Raw genomic sequence first — 16,112 nt, forward strand, 5'->3', positions numbered from 1 at the left:
AGGAAGGGAGCCTGGCTGAATGAAGTTCGCGCCCTTCCTCTACCCCGTCGATCGGGGAGAGGTGTCGAGCGAAGCTCGACGGAGTGGGGGTCGACTTATTCCGACACCAATCATTTGCGCACCGCACCGAAGGTGATGCCGCGCAGCAATTGCTTGCGAAGCAGGATGGTGAAGACCAGGATCGGCACCAGGAAGATCGTCGTGCCGGCCGCCACCGCCGGCCAGTCCTGGCCGCCTTCGCCGATGATGGTCGGGATGAAAGGCGGTGCGGTCTGTGCGGAGCCTGACGTCAGCAGCGCGGCGAAGGCATATTCGTTCCAGGCGAAGATCAGGCAGAAGATGGCGGTCGCGGCAATGCCGGTGGTCGCCTGCGGCAGCACGGTGCGCCAGAAGGCCTGCAGCCTGGTATAGCCGTCGATCATCGCCGCTTCCTCATATTCGCGCGGGATCTCGTCGATGAAGCCTTTGAGCAGCCACACCGCCAGCGACACGTTGACCGCCGTGTAGAGCAGGATCATGCCAAGTGCCGTGTCCGACAGGCCAAGCTCGCGGTACATCAGGTAGATGGGAATCGCGACCGCGATCGGCGGCATGAAGCGCGTCGACAGGATGAAGAACAGAAGGTCGTCGGCGAGCGGCACCTTGAAGCGCGAGAAGCCATAGGCCGACAGCGTGCCGAGAAAGACCGCGCAGAAGGTCGAGCCGAAGGCGATGATCAGCGAGTTGACGAAGCGCGGCAGGAAGTTGGACGGACCGGCGATCACCATGTTGCGCTTGCGCACGGTCTCGTCGCAGAAGCCGGTCGCCGGCCCCAGCGAGTTGATGTATTCCGGCGTCTGCCGTGTCCGCGTCGTGAACAGATTGCAATAGCCTTCGATGCTCGGCTGGAACACGATTTTTGGCGGATAGGCGATCGAATCCGGTGGCGTCTTGAAGCTGGTGGCGAAGATCCACAGCAGCGGCACGATCGAGATCAGCGCGTAGGCGATGATGATCGCACCGGCGATGCGCTTCGAATTGGCCGAAGGGGCGACGACCGAATGGGCTGTGGTCAGGCTCATCTCTGCTTCACCTTGTTGAGCGCCTTGACGTAGATGTTGGCCAGACCGAACACCGCTACGAACAGGATGATGGCGAAGGCCGAGGAATAGCCGGTGCGCCAGCTCTCGAAGGCCTGCCGCTTCAGCGTGATGGACGCTACTTCGGTGGTCGAGCCCGGCCCCCCGCCGGTCAGCAGGTTGACCATGTCGAACATCTTGAAGTTCTCGATGCCGCGAAACAGCACTGCCAGCATGATGAAGGGCAGCGCCATCGGCAGGGTGATCGACCAGAACTGCCGCCAGTTGGAGGCGCGGTCGACCTCGGCCGCCTCATAGATGTATTCGGGGATGGAGCGCAGTCCGGCGAGGCAGATCAGCATCACGTAGGGCGTCCACATCCAGGTATCGACGATGATGATCGACCACGGCGCCATCGACACGTTGGAAAGCATCTGGATGCTTGTCGGCGGAATGCCGCTGACGAACGAGATGACATAAGAGAACAGGCCGATCTGCGGCTCATAGAGGAAGCGCCAGAAATTGCCGACCACCGCCGGCGACAGCATCATCGGCACCAGGATCAGCGTCGTCCAGAATGCGTGGCCGCGGAATTTCCGGTCGATCAGCCAGGCCAGCGTGAAGCCGATCAGCGTCTGCAACAGGATGGTCCAGAACACGAAATGCGCTGTCGTCTGCATGGCGATCCAGATGTCCTGGTCGCCGAGGATGCGCTGGTAGTTGGCAAAGCCGAGATTCTTCACCACTTCGTTCGGCCGGTTGGCCCGGTAATTGGTGAACGACAGATAGATCGCCCAGAACAGCGGGAAGATGTTGATGGCGAGCAGCAACAGGATCGTCGGCGAGATGAACAGCCAGGCGAGGCCCTTGTCGCTGATGCCCCGGACCTTGCGGGCCAACGGTTCCGGGGTCGCCCGGGCAACGTTCTCCGCAGTCCGATTGAGCATGGTAAGTCCTGCTTCGGTCACTTGGGTCGTCTCTGTGATGGAATTTATCTGAACTGCGTCCCGTGCCAAGGGCGGCACGGGACGCTTGCGCCTAGCTCGGGAGGAGCCGGTTACATCTTGCCATCGTCCTGGAAGACCTGGGTCCAGTCCTTGACCAGGCCGTCGAGCGCATCCTTGGCCGAACCCTGACCGGCGACGACATAGTCATGGAAGCGCTTCTGCGAGGCCTGCAGCAGCGGCGCGTAGCTCGGCTCGGCCCAGAAGTCCTTCACGATGGCCATCGAGTCGAGGAAGGCCTGGGCGTAGGGCTGGCTGGCGGGGAATTTCGGATCGTTCACCACGGCGTTCAGGCAGGAATAGCCGCCAAGCGACCACCACTTGGCCTGCACGTCCTTGTTGGCGAACCACTTGATGTATTTCAGCGCCGCTTCGTGCTTGTCGGAATAGGACACCACCGAGATGCCCTGGCCGCCGAGCTGGGCGAACTGGGCGCCGCCGGGACCCTTGGGATTGACGAAGTAGCCGATCTTGTCGCCGCCGACATTCTCGTCCTTCTGCAGGCCTGGCCAGGTGAAGGCGAAGTTCATGTGCATCGCCACCTGTCCGGATTTGAAGGCATCGACGCCTTCACCCATGTAGCTGTTCGATGCGCCCGGAGGGGTGCAGCAATCATAGAGCGCCTTGTAGAATTCCAGGCCTTTGACCGCGTCGGCCGAATTGACGAAACCTTCCATCTCGTAGGGCTTCTTCGGGTTCTCATACTGGAAGCCGTAGCTGTAGAGCACGTCCATGGCGCCCATGGTGATGCCTTCCGAGCCGCGCTCGGTGTAGATCGAGGCGCCATAGACGGTCTTGCCGTCGATCTGCCGCTTCTGGAAGAATTCGGCGATCTGCTTCAGCTGGTCGAAGGTCGCCGGCGGGCCGAGATCCCAGCCATACTTTTCCTTGAATTCCTTCTGCAATTCAGGCTTGGAGAACCAGTCCTTGCGGTAGGTCCAGCCGACGACGTCGCCCATGGCCGGCAGCGCCCAGTAGTTCGGCGTGTTCTTCGGCCATTCCGAATAGCCGACCACGGTCGCCGGCACAAAGTCGTCCATGCTGATCTTCTCCTTGTCGAAGAAGTCGTTCAGCTTGACGTAGTGGCCGTTCTCCGCGGCGCCGCCGATCCACTGGCTGTCGCCGATGATCAGATCGCACAATTTGCCGTGCGAGTTCAGCTCGTTGAGGAAACGGTCGGCATAGTTGGTCCACGGCACGAATTCGAATTTCATGCCGATGCCGGTTTCCTTGGTAAAATCCTTGGACAGTTCGACAAGTGCGTTGGCCGGGTCCCAGGCGGCCCAGCAAAGCGTCAGGTCTTCAGCGTGCGCGGCGTTCGAGACGGCTGTCGACGCTGCAATCGCCGAGGCTAGTCCCAACGCCATTTTCAAGCTCGATTTCATGCCTTCCTCCCATTTGCGAAACGCGCCCGGATGACGGTTTCAAGAGCCCTCAACCTCTCTCCTCAGAGGCCCAAACATGGCGGCGCCGGAGCGCGGCAGATGTTTAGTAATTTGTTTAGTGATGCAATTTTTACTAAACAACGCAAGCGAATTCGTCGCTGCGCCGCAGCATGACGAAACGGGTGATTGAAATCGTTGGGAAATGAGCGCCGGATGGTTTCTCCGGCAGCCGCTCAGTCGGCCTCGCCGATGACGTTGGTCTGTGGCGTCACCGGCCGGACCGGCGGCGCGGGCGGCAGCAAGGCACGTATGTCGGCGAAGGGAAATGTCGGCTCGAAACGAAAAGCCTCGGCCAATGACCCTGGGACGGCGTTGCATTGACCGGCGCGAAATTCATTCTGGATACGCGCTCGGTCGACATATTGCTCCGGCCGCTGTGACCGGTGCATGCGGATCGCCTGAGTCTTGATATCCCGGTAGGCGGAAATATCGACATAGCGCGTCGGCGAGAATCCGGTGCCGCCCATCGTATCGGCATGCAGCACCGGAACCGCGAACGAGGCCGCGATGCGCACGCCGTCCGACAGCGCGCGATGGTCGGCGTGATAGTCGTTGGGCGCATGCGTGATCACCAGCTCCGGCCCGGTCTCGCGGATCAGCGTTTTCAGCGCGCCGATCAGTGCGGCATCGGCCACCAATTCGCCATCGGGAAAGTCGAGGAAGCGTGGCGCAGCACCTAGCAGTGCTGCCCGCGGCGCGCGGCTTCCTCGCGGCGGACACGGGCGAGAACGGCGGGATCACTTTTGCCGCCCCTGGCGCCATCCGTGGCCACGGCAAAAGTGAGTTCTGCGCCTTGCGCCGCATAGGCGGCCAGCGTACCGAACATGAAGATCTCGATGTCGTCCGGATGCGCACCGAGCGCCAGTATTTTCAACGACTCTCTCCCCGGAAATGGAAAAACGTGCCGAACGGAATCCTGCTCGCCCTGATCGCCTATGCAAGCTATTCGGGCAGCGATGCCGTTATCAAGAGCCTGGGCGGACAGTTCACCGTCTTCGAGATCGGCTTCTTCGCCACTTTGTTTGCCGGCTTTTTCCTGTTCTTCACCCGCCCGGTGGGCGAGCGCTGGCGCGATTTCTTACGCATGAAGCGGCCATGGGCCGTGCAGGCCCGCGCCTGGGCCGGCATCGCTTCCGGTGTGCTCAGTGTCTATGCCTTCACCCACATTCCGCTGGCCGAAGTCTACGCGCTGATCTTCCTGGCGCCTTTGCTGGTCACCATCCTGTCCACCGTCATCCTGAAGGAAAAGGTCGGCCCCTGGCGGTGGCTGGCCGTGTTCGCGGGCTTTGCCGGGGTGATGCTGGTGGTGCGGCCGGGGTTCCGCGAATTGAACCTCGGCCATTTGGCCGCCTTCGTGAACGCCTTCCTCGCCGCGACCAGCGTCATTCTCCTGCGGTCACTTGCCCAGCAGGAGAAGCGCACGTCGATGCTCGGCGTGCTTGTCGGCTATGGCCTGCTGTTCAACGGGGTCGGCGCCGCCGCCACCTCCTTCGCCTTGCCGAATGCCATGCAGCTCGTCTGGCTGGCGATGGCGGGCGCCTTCACCGCGGGCGGACAATTCATGCAACTGCTCGCCGCCAAATACGCGCCCGCCAACCGGATCGCGCCGACGCATTATTCGCAGATCGTCTGGGCGGTCATCCTCGGCGCGCTGTTCTTCCAGGAATATCCGGACTGGTTGTCGTTGGTCGGTCTGGCGGTGGTCGGTGGGGCCGGCCTGCTGACCATGGTGCGCGAGGAGGTGCGGCTCGGCACGGTGCGCTGGAACCCGTTTGCGCGCACCCGGCTTTGAGCCGGCGCCGGTTGCACGGCGACCGTTACCGCTGATATTCGGACGCGATGACGACAAGATCCCTGCCGGAGCTTCCGGTCACAGCCGTGCTGCCGGCGCTGAGCGAGGCGCTCGGCGCCGGCAACAGCGCGGTGCTGGTGGCGCCGCCCGGCGCCGGCAAGACGACGCTGGTGCCGCTGGCGCTGCTCGATGCGCCGTGGCTGGGTGCGGGCAAGATCGTGCTACTCGAACCGCGCCGGCTCGCCGCCCGCGCCGCCGCCCGCCGCATGGCGCAATTGCTTGATGAGGAGCCGGGCGCGACCGTCGGCTATGCCATGCGCATGGAAAACCGCACCTCGGCAAAGACCAGAATACTGGTCGTCACCGAAGGCGTACTTGCGCGCATGATCCTCGACGATCCCGAACTGCCTGGCGTCTCGGCGGTGATCTTCGACGAATTCCACGAGCGCTCGCTCGACGGCGATTTCGGCCTGGCGCTGGCGCTCGACGTGCAAGGTGCGTTGCGGCCTGACCTCAGACTGCTAGTGATGTCGGCGACGCTGGATGGGGCTCGAGTGGCGAAGCTCTTGTCAGGTGCGCCGGTGATCGAAAGCGAGGGCCGCGCCTTCCCTGTCGACATAAGCTATGACGAACGGCCGGCCGGCGTCCCGATCGAGGATGCGATGGCCAAGGCGATCCGCGCCGCCCTTGCCGAAGAGAGCGGCAGCGTGCTTGCCTTCCTGCCCGGCCAGCGCGAGATCGAGCGCACCGCCGAACGGCTGGCCGGCAAGGTCGGCGCCGACACCGACATCGTGCCGCTCTACGGCCAGCTCGACGGCAAGGCGCAGGACGCCGCGATCAAGCCGGCGCCGGCTGGTCGCCGCAAGGTGGTGCTGGCGACCTCGATTGCCGAGACGTCGATCACCATCGACGGCGTGCGCGTCGTCATCGATTCCGGCCTGTCGCGGCTGCCGCGCTATGAGCCGGCCAGCGGCCTGACGCGGCTGGAGACGGTACGCGTCAGCAAGGCGTCCGCCGACCAGCGCGCCGGCCGCGCCGGGCGCACGCAAGCCGGCGTCGCCATAAGGCTGTGGCGCGCCGAGCAGACGGCGGCACTTCCCGCCTTCACGCCGCCGGAAATCCTCGAAGCGGACCTTTCGGGCCTGCTGCTCGACTGTGCCGCCTTCGGTGTTGTGGATCCTACAGCGCTCGCCTTCCTCGATCCGCCGCCGGCGCCGGCGCTCAACGAGGCAGGGGCGCTGCTGCGCGCGCTCCATGCCATCGACGAGGCGGGGCGTTTGACGGAAGCGGGCGCTTCGATGCGCAAGCTCGCTCTGCCGGTGCGGCTGGCGCATATGGTCGCCGAGGCGGCAAAGAGCGGTTATGCGGGCGAGGCGGCCATGCTGGCGGTGCTGCTTACCGAACGCGGCCTTGGCGGCGATGGCGCCGATCTCGAACGGCGGCTGATGCGCTTTCGCGGCGAAAGATCACCGCGCGCCACCGCCGCGCGGCAACTGGCTGAGCGGCTGGCCAAGCAGGTGGGCGGGGTGAAAAACAGCGAGGCCGCACCTGCGGGTTCTCTTCTCATCAACGCCTGGCCGGACCGCGTCGCCGCGGCGCGCGGCGAGCGCGGGCGCTTCGTGCTGGCCAATGGCTCCGGCGCCATGCTCGATGCCGCCGACCCGCTGGCGGGCGAGCCGTTTCTGGTCGTCGCCGACCTGCAGGGCAAGGCGCAGAACGCCCGCATCACGGCTGCCGCTGCAACAAGCGAGGACGACATCCGCGCCGTGCTGGCCGATCGGATCGAAACGCGCCGGCAAGTGAGCTTCGACCGCGAGCGCCGCGCCGTGAGGGTGCGCGAAACCGTTCGCCTCGGCGCCATCACGCTTGCCGAACGCATGCTGCCGGCTCCGACAGGTGCCGAGGCCGACCGCGCCATCCTTGATGCCTTGCGCGAGCACGGCCTGTCGCTGCTGGGCTGGAGCAAGGAGGCCGAGACGCTGCGCCAGCGGCTCTCCTGGCTGCATCGTGGCCTCGGCGCACCCTGGCCCGATATGTCGGACGAAGCGCTGATCCAGCGCCTCGACGACTGGCTGCTGCCCTTCCTGTCCGGCGCCGCATCCTTGGCCGCCATCGATCCTGGGGTCGTCTCGGCCGGCCTGGCTTCGCTCGTGCCGCACGAGCTGCAGCGCAAGGTCGATGCGCTGGCGCCGACGCATTTCGACGCGCCGTCGGGCAGCCATGTGCCGATCCGCTATGACGGTGAATGGCCGGTGCTGGCGGTACGCGTGCAGGAGCTGTTCGGCCTCGACCGCCACCCTTCGATCGCCAACGGCACCGTGCCGCTGACGCTCGAACTGTTGTCGCCGGCGCACCGGCCGATCCAGACCACGCGCGACCTGCCCGGCTTCTGGCGCGGCTCCTGGGCCGACGTGCGCGCCGACATGCGCGGCCGCTATCCCAAGCATGTCTGGCCGGAGAACCCGCTGCTCGCCGCCGCCACCGCCCGCGCGAAACCGCGTGGGACCTAGCGCTTGCCCTTCTGCGGCTGTAATCCATGGCCATGATCAACATCCTGAACGCGCCCGATTTTCAGCAGAGCCAGCGGCTGCGCCTCAACACGCTGATCCGGCTGCGCTGGCTGGCCATTGTCGGCCAGAGCGTGGCGGTGCTCGTCGTCGCCTATGGTTTGAAATTCCCGCTGCCGGTCAGCCTATGCTTCGCGCTGATCGCCTGTTCGGCGTGGATGAATCTTTTCCTGGCCTTCCGCTTTCCGGCGGCGCACCGGCTCACCCCGTTCGCCGCCTTCGGCATCCTGATCTTCGACAGCCTGCAGCTTGCCGGCCTGCTCTACATGACCGGCGGCCTGACCAATCCGTTCTCGCTGCTGATGACCGTGCCTGTGGTTATTTCGGCGACGTCGCTGCCTCTGCGCCTCACCGCCATCCTCGGCGGGCTGGTGATGCTGGCGGCCACCTTGCTGGTGTTCTTCCATCTGCCCTTGCCCTGGTATGAGGGTGCGCCGCTGGCCATGCCCTTCATCTATGTCGCCGGCATGTGGATGGCGGTGCTGTCCTCGATCGCCTTCACCGCCATCTATGCCTTTCGGGTGGCCGCCGAAGCGCGGCTTCTGGCCAATGCGCTTGCCGCCACCGAACTGGTGCTGCAGCGCGAACAGCACCTTTCGGCGCTCGATGGCCTGGCTGCGGCGGCGGCGCATGAGCTTGGCACGCCGCTCGCCACCATCACGCTCGTCGCCAAGGAAATGGAAAAGGCCCTCGGCAGCGACCCGAAATATGGTGATGACGTGAAACTGTTGCGTTCGCAGAGCGAGCGCTGCCGCGAAATCCTCAAGCGGCTGACCAGCCTGTCGTCCGAGGGCGAGGCGCATCTGTCCCGTTTGCCGCTGACCTCGCTAGTCGAGGAGGTCACCGCGCCGCATCGCGATTTCGGCATCTCGATCAAGCTTCGTCCGGGCGACCGGACCGGGCCGGAGCCGGTCGGGCGCCGCAATCCGGGCGTCATCTACGGCCTCGGCAATCTGGTCGAGAACGCCGTCGATTTCGCCCGCAAGAGCGTCACCGTGCGCTGGAGCTGGGACGAGGCCGCCGTCACCTTCTCGATCATCGACGACGGCCCCGGCTTCCCACCTGAGATCATCGACCGCATCGGCGAGCCCTATATGTCGACGCGCCAGGGCACCGAGGCCGGCGGTGGCCTGGGGCTCGGCCTGTTCATTGCCAAGACGCTGCTCGAACGCTCGGGTGCCACGCTCGATTTCCGCAATTCGAGCGGCCTGGGCGAGGGCGCCGTGGTGCAGATTTCGTGGCCGCGCAGTGTCTTTCTGAACCCGGAAACCGCCCCGGCCACCATGTTTGACACTGCGTAAATTGGACAATAGCGACGCAAAACTATATCTGCGTAAAATTAAGGCAGCAGGAATTCTTACGACGATGACAGGCGATGAAAATATTGGCGCAATGGTTGAAGGCGAGGACACCTCGCTTCTGATCGTCGATGACGACAAGCCGTTCCTCACGCGTCTCGCCCGCGCTATGGAAACCAGGGGTTTTGTGGTCGAGACCGCCGAGAGCGTCGAGGAGGCCGTGGGCAAGGCCCGCGCCAATCCGCCGGCCTACGCCGTGGTCGACATGCGGCTCGGCGACGGCAATGGCCTCGACGTCGTCGCCGCCATCCGCGAGAAGCGCGAGGATTCCCGCACCATCATCCTGACCGGCTACGGCAACATCGCCACTGCGGTGACGGCCGTGAAGCTTGGCGCCGTCGACTATCTGTCGAAGCCGGCCGATGCCGACGACATCTTCGCTGCCCTCACCCGCACTTCGGGCGAGCGCGCCGCACCGCCGGAAAACCCGATGTCGGCCGACCGCGTGCGCTGGGAGCATATTCAGCGCGTCTATGAAATGTGCGAGCGCAACGTCTCCGAGACCGCGCGCCGGCTCAACATGCACCGCCGCACGCTGCAGCGGATCCTGGCCAAGCGGGCGCCGCGCTGAGACTGTTTGGAAATTCTACTCCGGCGGCCATCTGATGGCGTTTTCTGCGCTTCCGGTGCTCACGGACCCAAATGTCCGCTCCGCTCCGGTTCTCGAAACCACCACCATATGACTCGCCGGAGCGAATTTCGAAACAGTCTCTGAGGCGCTGAAACACGGTCCGATTACTTGCCCGGAGGCCGGAGTTTGAGCATCATCGAGAATGACGCGGCATGACGGAGGCGACATGCAGGATTTGAAGCAGCGGCCAGTATCCGTCTTCCGCGAATTCCTCGACAGCGAGGCGGCCGGCGGCATCATCCTGATGGTGGCGGCGGCCCTTGCGTTGATCGTCGCCAATTCACCGCTCGCCGAAACCTATTTCTCCGTCCTCCATGCCTATCTCGGCCCGCTCAGCGTCTCGCACTGGGTCAATGACGGGCTGATGGCGGTGTTCTTCCTGCTCGTCGGGCTGGAGATCAAGCGCGAGATGATGGACGGCCAGCTGTCGACCTGGCCGCGCCGGGTCCTGCCCGGCATTGCCGCGGCCGGCGGCATGGTGGTTCCGGCACTGGTCTATGTCTTGATCAATCGCAACAACGGGCCGGCACTCTCCGGCTGGGCGATCCCGACCGCCACCGACATCGCCTTTGCGCTCGGCGTTCTGTCGCTGCTCGGCAGCCGCGTGCCGGCCTCGCTGAAAGTCTTCCTGACCGCGCTCGCCATCATCGATGATCTTGGCGCCGTCATCATCATCGCCATCTTCTACACCAGCGGCCTGTCGCTCGCCTATCTCGGTGCCGCCTTCGCCGTCATTGCGGTGCTTGTCGTGCTCAACCGCATGCGGGTGATGACGCTGGTGCCCTATCTCGTGCTCGGCGCCATCCTGTGGGTCTTGGTGCTGAAATCGGGCGTCCACGCCACGCTGGCCGGCGTCGCGCTGGCGCTGACCATTCCGCTCGAACGCTCCGCCGGGATCGGCCATGATCTCGACCATTCGCCGCTGCACCGGCTCGAGCACGGCCTGCACAAAATCGTGCCCTTCTTCGTCATCCCGATCTTCGGTTTCGCCAATGCCGGCGTTTCGCTTGCCGGCCTGAGTTTTGGCGCGCTGATCGAGCCGTTGACGCTGGGCGTCGCCGCCGGCCTCGTGGTCGGCAAGCTGGTCGGCGTGTTCGGCTCCTCGGCACTTGCCATAAGGCTTGGCCTGGCCGATCTTCCCGCCCATGCCGGCTGGTCGCATATGATCGGCATCTCGCTGCTCTGCGGCATCGGCTTCACCATGAGCCTGTTCATCGGCCTGCTCGCCTTCGCCAGCGATGTCGCCCTGCAGGACGCGGTCAAGGTCGGCATCCTCGCCGGCTCCTTCATCGCCGCCATACTCGGCGCCGCGGTGCTGCTGATGGCGCCGGCGGCTGGCGGGGTGGAAGAAGAGACGGAGTAGGGGCGCGGTTCGTAGTACTGCGAGCTACTCGCTCTCCCCCTCGAGCGCCGGCACCGACACCCCGGCCAGTTCCGCCGCCAGCAGCCGCGCCGCACCGGCACGGGCGATGCGCAGCATCAGCGCCTTGCGCGTTGCCGCTGCCATGCGATGCTCCGGCGCATCGCGCAGGATTTCGGCGCCGTAGCCGTCGGAAAGGATGAAGCCGCACTCTTCGGGGAAGATGTCCGCCGGCACGCCAGGATGGGTGGCGAAGAAGAAGCGGTCGGAGTGCAGCCGGTAGTCAGGCCATTTGCGGTCGACCTTGAAATCCTCGATCGAGGATTTGATCTCGATGATCCAGATGTCGCCCTGCCGGGTCAGCGCCACGAGGTCGGCGCGGCGGCCCGTGGCCAGCGACAATTCAGGCAGCACATGCGCGCCCATTTCCATGAGCAGCCGCTGCACCCCGCGTCGCACCAGCATGGCGCGTTCGGACTGTCGGCCGTCGATGAGGGGATTGATTGCGATAGGGGAAATGATCGGCATGGCAGGCACCATGCCAGATTTTGTTCACGGTTTGAACCCTTTTTACGATCGAGATTATCTGGTTGACAAACCCAAAGTGAAATAGGAATATAATCCTTAAGGCCGATACTGATTTGACTCGCTAACCGATTGTCGGAAGCGTACAGTCCGTGTGTCGCCCGCCTCCAACGGCAAACGGGCGCTTGAAAGAGTCGATCACGCTTTCGCCCAATCGGGAGTATGCGAGATGACCATTCGCGGAACGGCTGACGAAATACAGTTGGCAACACTTACCAGGATTTTGGACGACTATTGCGAGCAAGCAGGCATTGAGGGCTCGCACCCGGCGCGTGAGCATTTGGCACGCCGCTTGATCGCTCTATTCAGCGGCGGCATCGATAGACCGGACGATATCCGGATGGCTCTCGACAGTGCATCGAATGGTTGGCAGACCAATCATATCTGAGGGCTACCCAGCCTAATCCGAATTGCCCAGGTTCACCGGCTGCTGATTTAGCAGCGTAGACAGCGCTGTAATGATCTGAGGCAGGAAGAACGGCTTGGTGATCATCACGCTTTCTGGAACGCCCTCGGCACCCCAATGGATAGCGCTGTCCCCGCTCATGTAGACCACCGGAATGGTTGGAATGGCTTGCCGCAAATGCTTGGCCACCTCCCACCCGGATTGTCCGTTGCCCAACCGTATGTCCGTGATCAGGCCCTTGAACTTACCAGGCTCAGCGTCGAAAGCGGCCAACGCCTGCACCGCATCTGTGACAGCAACGACTTCGAAGCCGGCTTCATGTAGCGCCGTCTCGACATCGAGCAGGATTAGTGGCTCGTCTTCAACGACCAGAACCATCCCGACCATCATTTGTTAAATACCCCGCAAGTTGCGCATCACTACGCGCACAACCCGGTATTGGTTCCGTCTCATTGATTGTCGGAAACGTACGACGCTACCCAGCCGCAGGAGGCCGCACCTGTCCTGTGATATTCCACCGGATGAACGACGCATCCTTCCCGGGACACCCACCGGCTCTCACTGGCGCAAGGAAAGTAGAAACATCTGAGGCGATTGGCATTTCATAACCCTACAGCCGAATGGAGGCCCGTGGGGAACCAGTAGGAGGGAAGTCGAGTTCATCCGGTGGAACGCCACAGGATCGGTGTGCCCCTACGGCTGGGGATCAGTTCGACTCACGCTGGAGAACTCTTTGTCTTTCGAGGAACCGCTTGACGTGTTCCCCCCACTCCGCAGCCGTTGTTTTGTGCTCTTGAGCGTATGTTTCGAAAGCCCTGCGCAGAGCGTCCAGGTCCAAAGCCCAAAACTGCTTGTCTTTATCGTCGTTCAACATAGCGTCACCCAGCCCATTGTGCCGACGGTATGCCCTTCAAATCAAGCCTTCAAGAACCGATCCTGACTTCTTTTGGGTGTATCGGCTCTGTCAAATATTCATCCCGTGGAACAGCACAGGGCAGGTGCTGCCCTTACAACTGAGCAGTCTGTGGACGGGACTTCAGTCTTAATTGAGCTATTTCTAATATGAATATAGTTTGGGCAGTGCGGAGACGATCCCAAAAGCCTGACCCGCAACGACCCGGCACGACCCCACGTCCCCCCGACTGCGAGCGTGCCGGGTCGTTCCTACTGGGTGCGTGGCAAGCGGATTGGCGGACCTGTCGGCACCGTACCTCAGTGGAAACCAGCATGCACTGTCCGACGCGCGCGGCGGACGAACTGGGGGCTTGATCCCTTGCACGGCGACCCTATGTCGGGGCGAACGACTTTCACTCTTCTTTGGAAGACGGCAGGATTTATTTGGAAAGTTGCGGGACTAAAGTCTTGCGTGCAGATGCACAAAGGTCTGAGAGGACTGGTTAGGTTCCGTTAATGTCCATTGGACGTTCCGTTACTTTAGTTAGTAGGCATATAAGGATTGACGCTCGGGAATGTGCCCGCGGAATGGCCGGCGCAGTTTGCGCTTTGGTCTATAGGGGCTGCACCGGCCATTGCGGGTGTGGGCTTTTGGGTAGAGTTGTCCCCGCGTCGATCAATCTATATGTATATTAGCAATCACGCAAATAAGACTGAAGTCCCTTGTTCCTCCGGATATGGCTGCATCGAGCAGGCAGTTCAACGGGTCGATTGTCTGCAGTCTCTGGCTTTTCGGGGCGATCCTATGTTTGACAGATATGGTCTAGATCAATGGGCACTGGTCCTGGACAACAGGTTTAGAACCAGCACGCCAGCCAGGATCAGGCCCATGCCAATGAGGCCCGCAGCATCCGGCCTTTGCCCATAGACAATCCAGCCGACCAGCGCGACAAGGACGATGCCGCCGCCCGCCCACACAGCGTAGGCGATGCCGATCGGTATCCGGTCCAAAACCTGCGCGAGGAAGAAGAACGCTGCCGCGTAACCGAGCAGCACCACGATCGACGGGCCAAGCCTGGTGAAGCCCTCCGAGGCTTTCATCGCGCTCGTTGCGATGACTTCGGCGACAATGGCCAGGGCAAGAATGGCATAAGCAGGCACGGCGAACCTCCATCGATTGGGAGGTATCTAATGATCAGAGGCCAATGGCGCCGTCACGTTCACTTTCTCGTGATCTCTATCTGGGCATGGCCCTCAGGCGGACTGTGCAGCGGCCTCATCGCCAGGCGCCGCAGCCCCCGCCATGTCATCCAGGATCGGGCAGTCCGGCCTGTTGTCGCCATGGCAGGCATGGATCAGTTTCTGCAGGGTCGAGCGCATCGACTGCAGCTCGCGCACCTTCTCCTCGATCGCCGTGACATGGGCGGCGGCGATCTCGCGCACGTCGGCACTGGCGCGGCCGCGATCCTGGTAGAGCGCCATCAGCTGGCGGCAATCGTCGATGGAAAAGCCGAGGTTGCGCGCGCGGCGCAGGAAGGCCAGCCGGTGGATGTCGTCGCCGGAGTAATCGCGGTAGCCGTTGGCGGCGCGCGCCGGCGCGATCAGGCCGATCTCCTCATAGTAGCGGATGGTCTTGGCCGGCAGGCCGGACCGCTGGGCTGCATCACCGACGTTCATGACTGATCCTCGATTCCAGGTAACCGTTTGATGTCGCCTCCATTGAATTTCCTACACAATCCGGTGAGGGCTGTTGCTGAAATGCCATAGTGAGACGCTTACCAGCATGTAGGGCCACGCATATAGGCATCGTGCGCTTGGCAAGCAAAGCAAATGCCAGCATGAATGATGATCAAGAAAGCGGTCGACTCGTGCCGCTGACATTTGGGCGGGGCTCCGGATCACCACATGCGCATGAAGTCGCTTGCAATAATTGCCGCGTTGGCGCTGTCCACGGCCATCGCCGGTTGCAGCACCATTGGCGGGCAGATCTTCTCCAACGACTACGGCGCCGTGACCGATGCTGGTTACCAACTGCCGCGCATCCCGATTGAAAAAGTGCCGAGGCAGTTCCACCGGCAGGAAGTCAATTACGATACCAAGGAAAAGCCCGGCACCATCATCGTCGATACGCAGAACAAGTTCCTCTACTTCGTCGAGGGCGACGGCTTGGCCATCCGCTACGGCATCGGTGTCGGCCGCGAGGGCTTCGAATGGCATGGTACCGCCCATATCGCGCTGAAGCGCGAATGGCCGACCTGGACGCCGCCGCGTGAAATGATCAGGCGGCAGCCGGAGCTGGCCAAGTTCGCCGATGGCATGGAGCCGGGCCTGAAGAACCCGCTCGGCGCGCGCGCCATGTACCTGTTCAACAAGGGCGGCGACATGGGCTACCGCCTGCACGGCAGCCCGGAATGGAATTCGATCGGCAAGGCGATGTCGTCCGGCTGTATCCGGCTGATGAACCAGGACATCATCGATCTCTACGACCGCACCTCGGTCGGCGCCAAGGTCATCGTGATGTAAGGGCCACGATCCCTCGCGGGATCATGGTCAACGAGAAGACAAGTTTCGTACGCGGACCGTCTAGGCAACAACGGACGTCCCAAACAGAAAACCGGGCAATTCGGCCCGGTTTTTTGTTGTTTGCTCGATGCGACGCCTGCTCGGCGGTCAGGACACCGCCGAGAACGAAGTGGGAACCAAGATTTGGTTGGTGATTGTCTCGGTGATCTGGCCATCACGCTCGGAATCTTCCCGCGCCTGCGTCCATGCGGGGTCCTTCACGAACGCCGTCCAGCGCTCTTCGCGTTCGGCCAGCGATTCCCATGCCAGCATGTAGGTCAGTTCGTTGTTCGAAGCACCGATCAGCGTGGTAAAGAAACCCGCTTGGCGGATACCGTGCTTTTCCCATAATTTGAGGGTGATCTTGTCGAAGCGATCAAGAAGCGCCGGCAAGCGTCCGGGCAAAGCCCGGTAAACCCGAAGTTCGTAGATCATTTTGGAGTTCCTTCG

At 62.9% G+C, this 16,112-nt stretch carries 15 protein-coding genes and 1 pseudogene; 7 read left to right on the plus strand and 9 right to left on the minus strand.

Going from position 1 to position 16,112, the window contains the following annotated elements; all coding sequences use genetic code 11:
- Window positions 1-110: 110 nt before the first annotated feature.
- From HB778_RS18125 to HB778_RS18140, 4 genes and pseudogenes are all read right to left on the minus strand, one after another.
- Complete coding sequence (locus HB778_RS18125) at window positions 111-1,061, minus strand: carbohydrate ABC transporter permease (RefSeq protein WP_183455750.1); 951 nt, start codon at window positions 1,059-1,061, stop codon at window positions 111-113.
- Window positions 1,058-2,005, minus strand: a complete 948-nt coding sequence (locus HB778_RS18130) for a carbohydrate ABC transporter permease (protein WP_096458420.1) — start codon at window positions 2,003-2,005, stop codon at window positions 1,058-1,060. The genes HB778_RS18125 and HB778_RS18130 overlap by 4 nt, the downstream gene beginning before the upstream one ends.
- A 110-nt stretch (window positions 2,006-2,115) precedes the next feature.
- The gene (locus HB778_RS18135; protein ID WP_183455752.1) at window positions 2,116-3,447 is read right to left on the minus strand and encodes an ABC transporter substrate-binding protein; all 1,332 of its coding nucleotides are present in this window, start codon (window positions 3,445-3,447) and stop codon (window positions 2,116-2,118) included.
- Between the two features lie 233 nt (window positions 3,448-3,680).
- Window positions 3,681-4,381, minus strand: a pseudogene (locus HB778_RS18140) (PIG-L deacetylase family protein).
- A 27-nt stretch (window positions 4,382-4,408) separates the two neighbouring features.
- On the opposite strand from HB778_RS18140, the gene HB778_RS18145 reads away from it, so the two are divergent.
- The 5 genes from HB778_RS18145 (at window position 4,409) to nhaA (ending at window position 11,218) form a co-directional block, all read left to right on the plus strand.
- On the plus strand, window positions 4,409-5,299 hold the full coding sequence (locus HB778_RS18145; protein ID WP_183455754.1) for a DMT family transporter: 891 nt from the start codon (window positions 4,409-4,411) through the stop codon (window positions 5,297-5,299).
- 47 nt (window positions 5,300-5,346) lie between these two features.
- Complete coding sequence (hrpB, locus tag HB778_RS18150; RefSeq protein WP_183455756.1) at window positions 5,347-7,809, plus strand: ATP-dependent helicase HrpB; 2,463 nt, start codon at window positions 5,347-5,349, stop codon at window positions 7,807-7,809.
- A gap of 26 nt (window positions 7,810-7,835) precedes the next feature.
- The gene (locus HB778_RS18155; protein WP_183455758.1) at window positions 7,836-9,167 is read left to right on the plus strand and encodes an ActS/PrrB/RegB family redox-sensitive histidine kinase; all 1,332 of its coding nucleotides are present in this window, start codon (window positions 7,836-7,838) and stop codon (window positions 9,165-9,167) included.
- Between the two features lie 64 nt (window positions 9,168-9,231).
- On the plus strand, window positions 9,232-9,795 hold the full coding sequence (locus HB778_RS18160) for an ActR/PrrA/RegA family redox response regulator transcription factor (RefSeq protein WP_010913121.1): 564 nt from the start codon (window positions 9,232-9,234) through the stop codon (window positions 9,793-9,795).
- Window positions 9,796-10,021: 226 nt separating this feature from the next.
- The gene (gene nhaA / locus HB778_RS18165) at window positions 10,022-11,218 is read left to right on the plus strand and encodes a Na+/H+ antiporter NhaA (RefSeq protein WP_183455760.1); all 1,197 of its coding nucleotides are present in this window, start codon (window positions 10,022-10,024) and stop codon (window positions 11,216-11,218) included.
- A 24-nt stretch (window positions 11,219-11,242) separates the two neighbouring features.
- Here the strand turns inward: nhaA and HB778_RS18170 are convergent, their stop codons facing one another.
- A complete protein-coding gene (locus HB778_RS18170; protein ID WP_183455762.1) occupies window positions 11,243-11,743 on the minus strand; it encodes an MmcB family DNA repair protein in 501 nt (166 codons plus the stop codon).
- Window positions 11,744-11,969: 226 nt separating this feature from the next.
- Here HB778_RS18170 and HB778_RS18175 point away from each other — a divergent pair, with 226 nt between their 5' ends.
- Window positions 11,970-12,188, plus strand: a complete 219-nt coding sequence (locus tag HB778_RS18175) for a hypothetical protein (RefSeq protein ID WP_183455764.1) — start codon at window positions 11,970-11,972, stop codon at window positions 12,186-12,188.
- A gap of 12 nt (window positions 12,189-12,200) precedes the next feature.
- On the opposite strand, the gene HB778_RS18180 is transcribed toward HB778_RS18175, so the two are convergent.
- The 3 genes from HB778_RS18180 to cueR form a co-directional block, all read right to left on the minus strand.
- On the minus strand, window positions 12,201-12,596 hold the full coding sequence (locus tag HB778_RS18180) for a response regulator (protein WP_183455766.1): 396 nt from the start codon (window positions 12,594-12,596) through the stop codon (window positions 12,201-12,203).
- A 1,332-nt stretch (window positions 12,597-13,928) separates the two neighbouring features.
- On the minus strand, window positions 13,929-14,261 hold the full coding sequence (locus tag HB778_RS18185; RefSeq protein ID WP_183455768.1) for an SMR family transporter: 333 nt from the start codon (window positions 14,259-14,261) through the stop codon (window positions 13,929-13,931).
- Window positions 14,262-14,354: 93 nt separating this feature from the next.
- Entirely contained in the window at window positions 14,355-14,777 is a 423-nt protein-coding gene (gene cueR / locus HB778_RS18190) for a Cu(I)-responsive transcriptional regulator (protein ID WP_183455770.1), read from the minus strand.
- 228 nt (window positions 14,778-15,005) lie between these two features.
- On the opposite strand from cueR, the gene HB778_RS18195 reads away from it, so the two are divergent.
- A complete protein-coding gene (locus tag HB778_RS18195; protein WP_183455772.1) occupies window positions 15,006-15,623 on the plus strand; it encodes a L,D-transpeptidase in 618 nt (205 codons plus the stop codon).
- 147 nt (window positions 15,624-15,770) lie between these two features.
- Here HB778_RS18195 and HB778_RS18200 read toward each other — a convergent pair whose 3' ends face one another.
- Entirely contained in the window at window positions 15,771-16,097 is a 327-nt protein-coding gene (locus tag HB778_RS18200) for an NIPSNAP family protein (protein WP_027039720.1), read from the minus strand.
- Between the last annotated feature and the right edge of the window lie 15 nt (window positions 16,098-16,112).

The sequence above is a fragment of the Mesorhizobium huakuii genome (assembly GCF_014189455.1).
Classification (GTDB): domain Bacteria; phylum Pseudomonadota; class Alphaproteobacteria; order Rhizobiales; family Rhizobiaceae; genus Mesorhizobium; species Mesorhizobium huakuii_A.

Bases quoted from the DNA above. Each gene is read 5' to 3' on its own strand.
- HB778_RS18160 (WP_010913121.1), top strand. From the start codon at position 9,232: ATGACAGGCGATGAAAATATTGGCGCAATGGTTGAAGGCGAGGACACC.
- HB778_RS18180 (WP_183455766.1), bottom strand. From the start codon at position 12,596: ATGATGGTCGGGATGGTTCTGGTCGTTGAAGACGAGCCACTAATCCTG.
- HB778_RS18195 (WP_183455772.1), top strand. From the start codon at position 15,006: ATGCGCATGAAGTCGCTTGCAATAATTGCCGCGTTGGCGCTGTCCACG.
- HB778_RS18130 (WP_096458420.1), bottom strand. From the start codon at position 2,005: ATGCTCAATCGGACTGCGGAGAACGTTGCCCGGGCGACCCCGGAACCG.
- nhaA (WP_183455760.1), top strand. From the start codon at position 10,022: ATGCAGGATTTGAAGCAGCGGCCAGTATCCGTCTTCCGCGAATTCCTC.
- HB778_RS18125 (WP_183455750.1), bottom strand. From the start codon at position 1,061: ATGAGCCTGACCACAGCCCATTCGGTCGTCGCCCCTTCGGCCAATTCG.
- HB778_RS18155 (WP_183455758.1), top strand. From the start codon at position 7,836: ATGGCCATGATCAACATCCTGAACGCGCCCGATTTTCAGCAGAGCCAG.
- cueR (WP_183455770.1), bottom strand. From the start codon at position 14,777: ATGAACGTCGGTGATGCAGCCCAGCGGTCCGGCCTGCCGGCCAAGACC.
- HB778_RS18135 (WP_183455752.1), bottom strand. From the start codon at position 3,447: ATGAAATCGAGCTTGAAAATGGCGTTGGGACTAGCCTCGGCGATTGCA.
- HB778_RS18175 (WP_183455764.1), top strand. From the start codon at position 11,970: ATGACCATTCGCGGAACGGCTGACGAAATACAGTTGGCAACACTTACC.
- HB778_RS18170 (WP_183455762.1), bottom strand. From the start codon at position 11,743: ATGCCGATCATTTCCCCTATCGCAATCAATCCCCTCATCGACGGCCGA.
- HB778_RS18200 (WP_027039720.1), bottom strand. From the start codon at position 16,097: ATGATCTACGAACTTCGGGTTTACCGGGCTTTGCCCGGACGCTTGCCG.
- hrpB (WP_183455756.1), top strand. From the start codon at position 5,347: ATGACGACAAGATCCCTGCCGGAGCTTCCGGTCACAGCCGTGCTGCCG.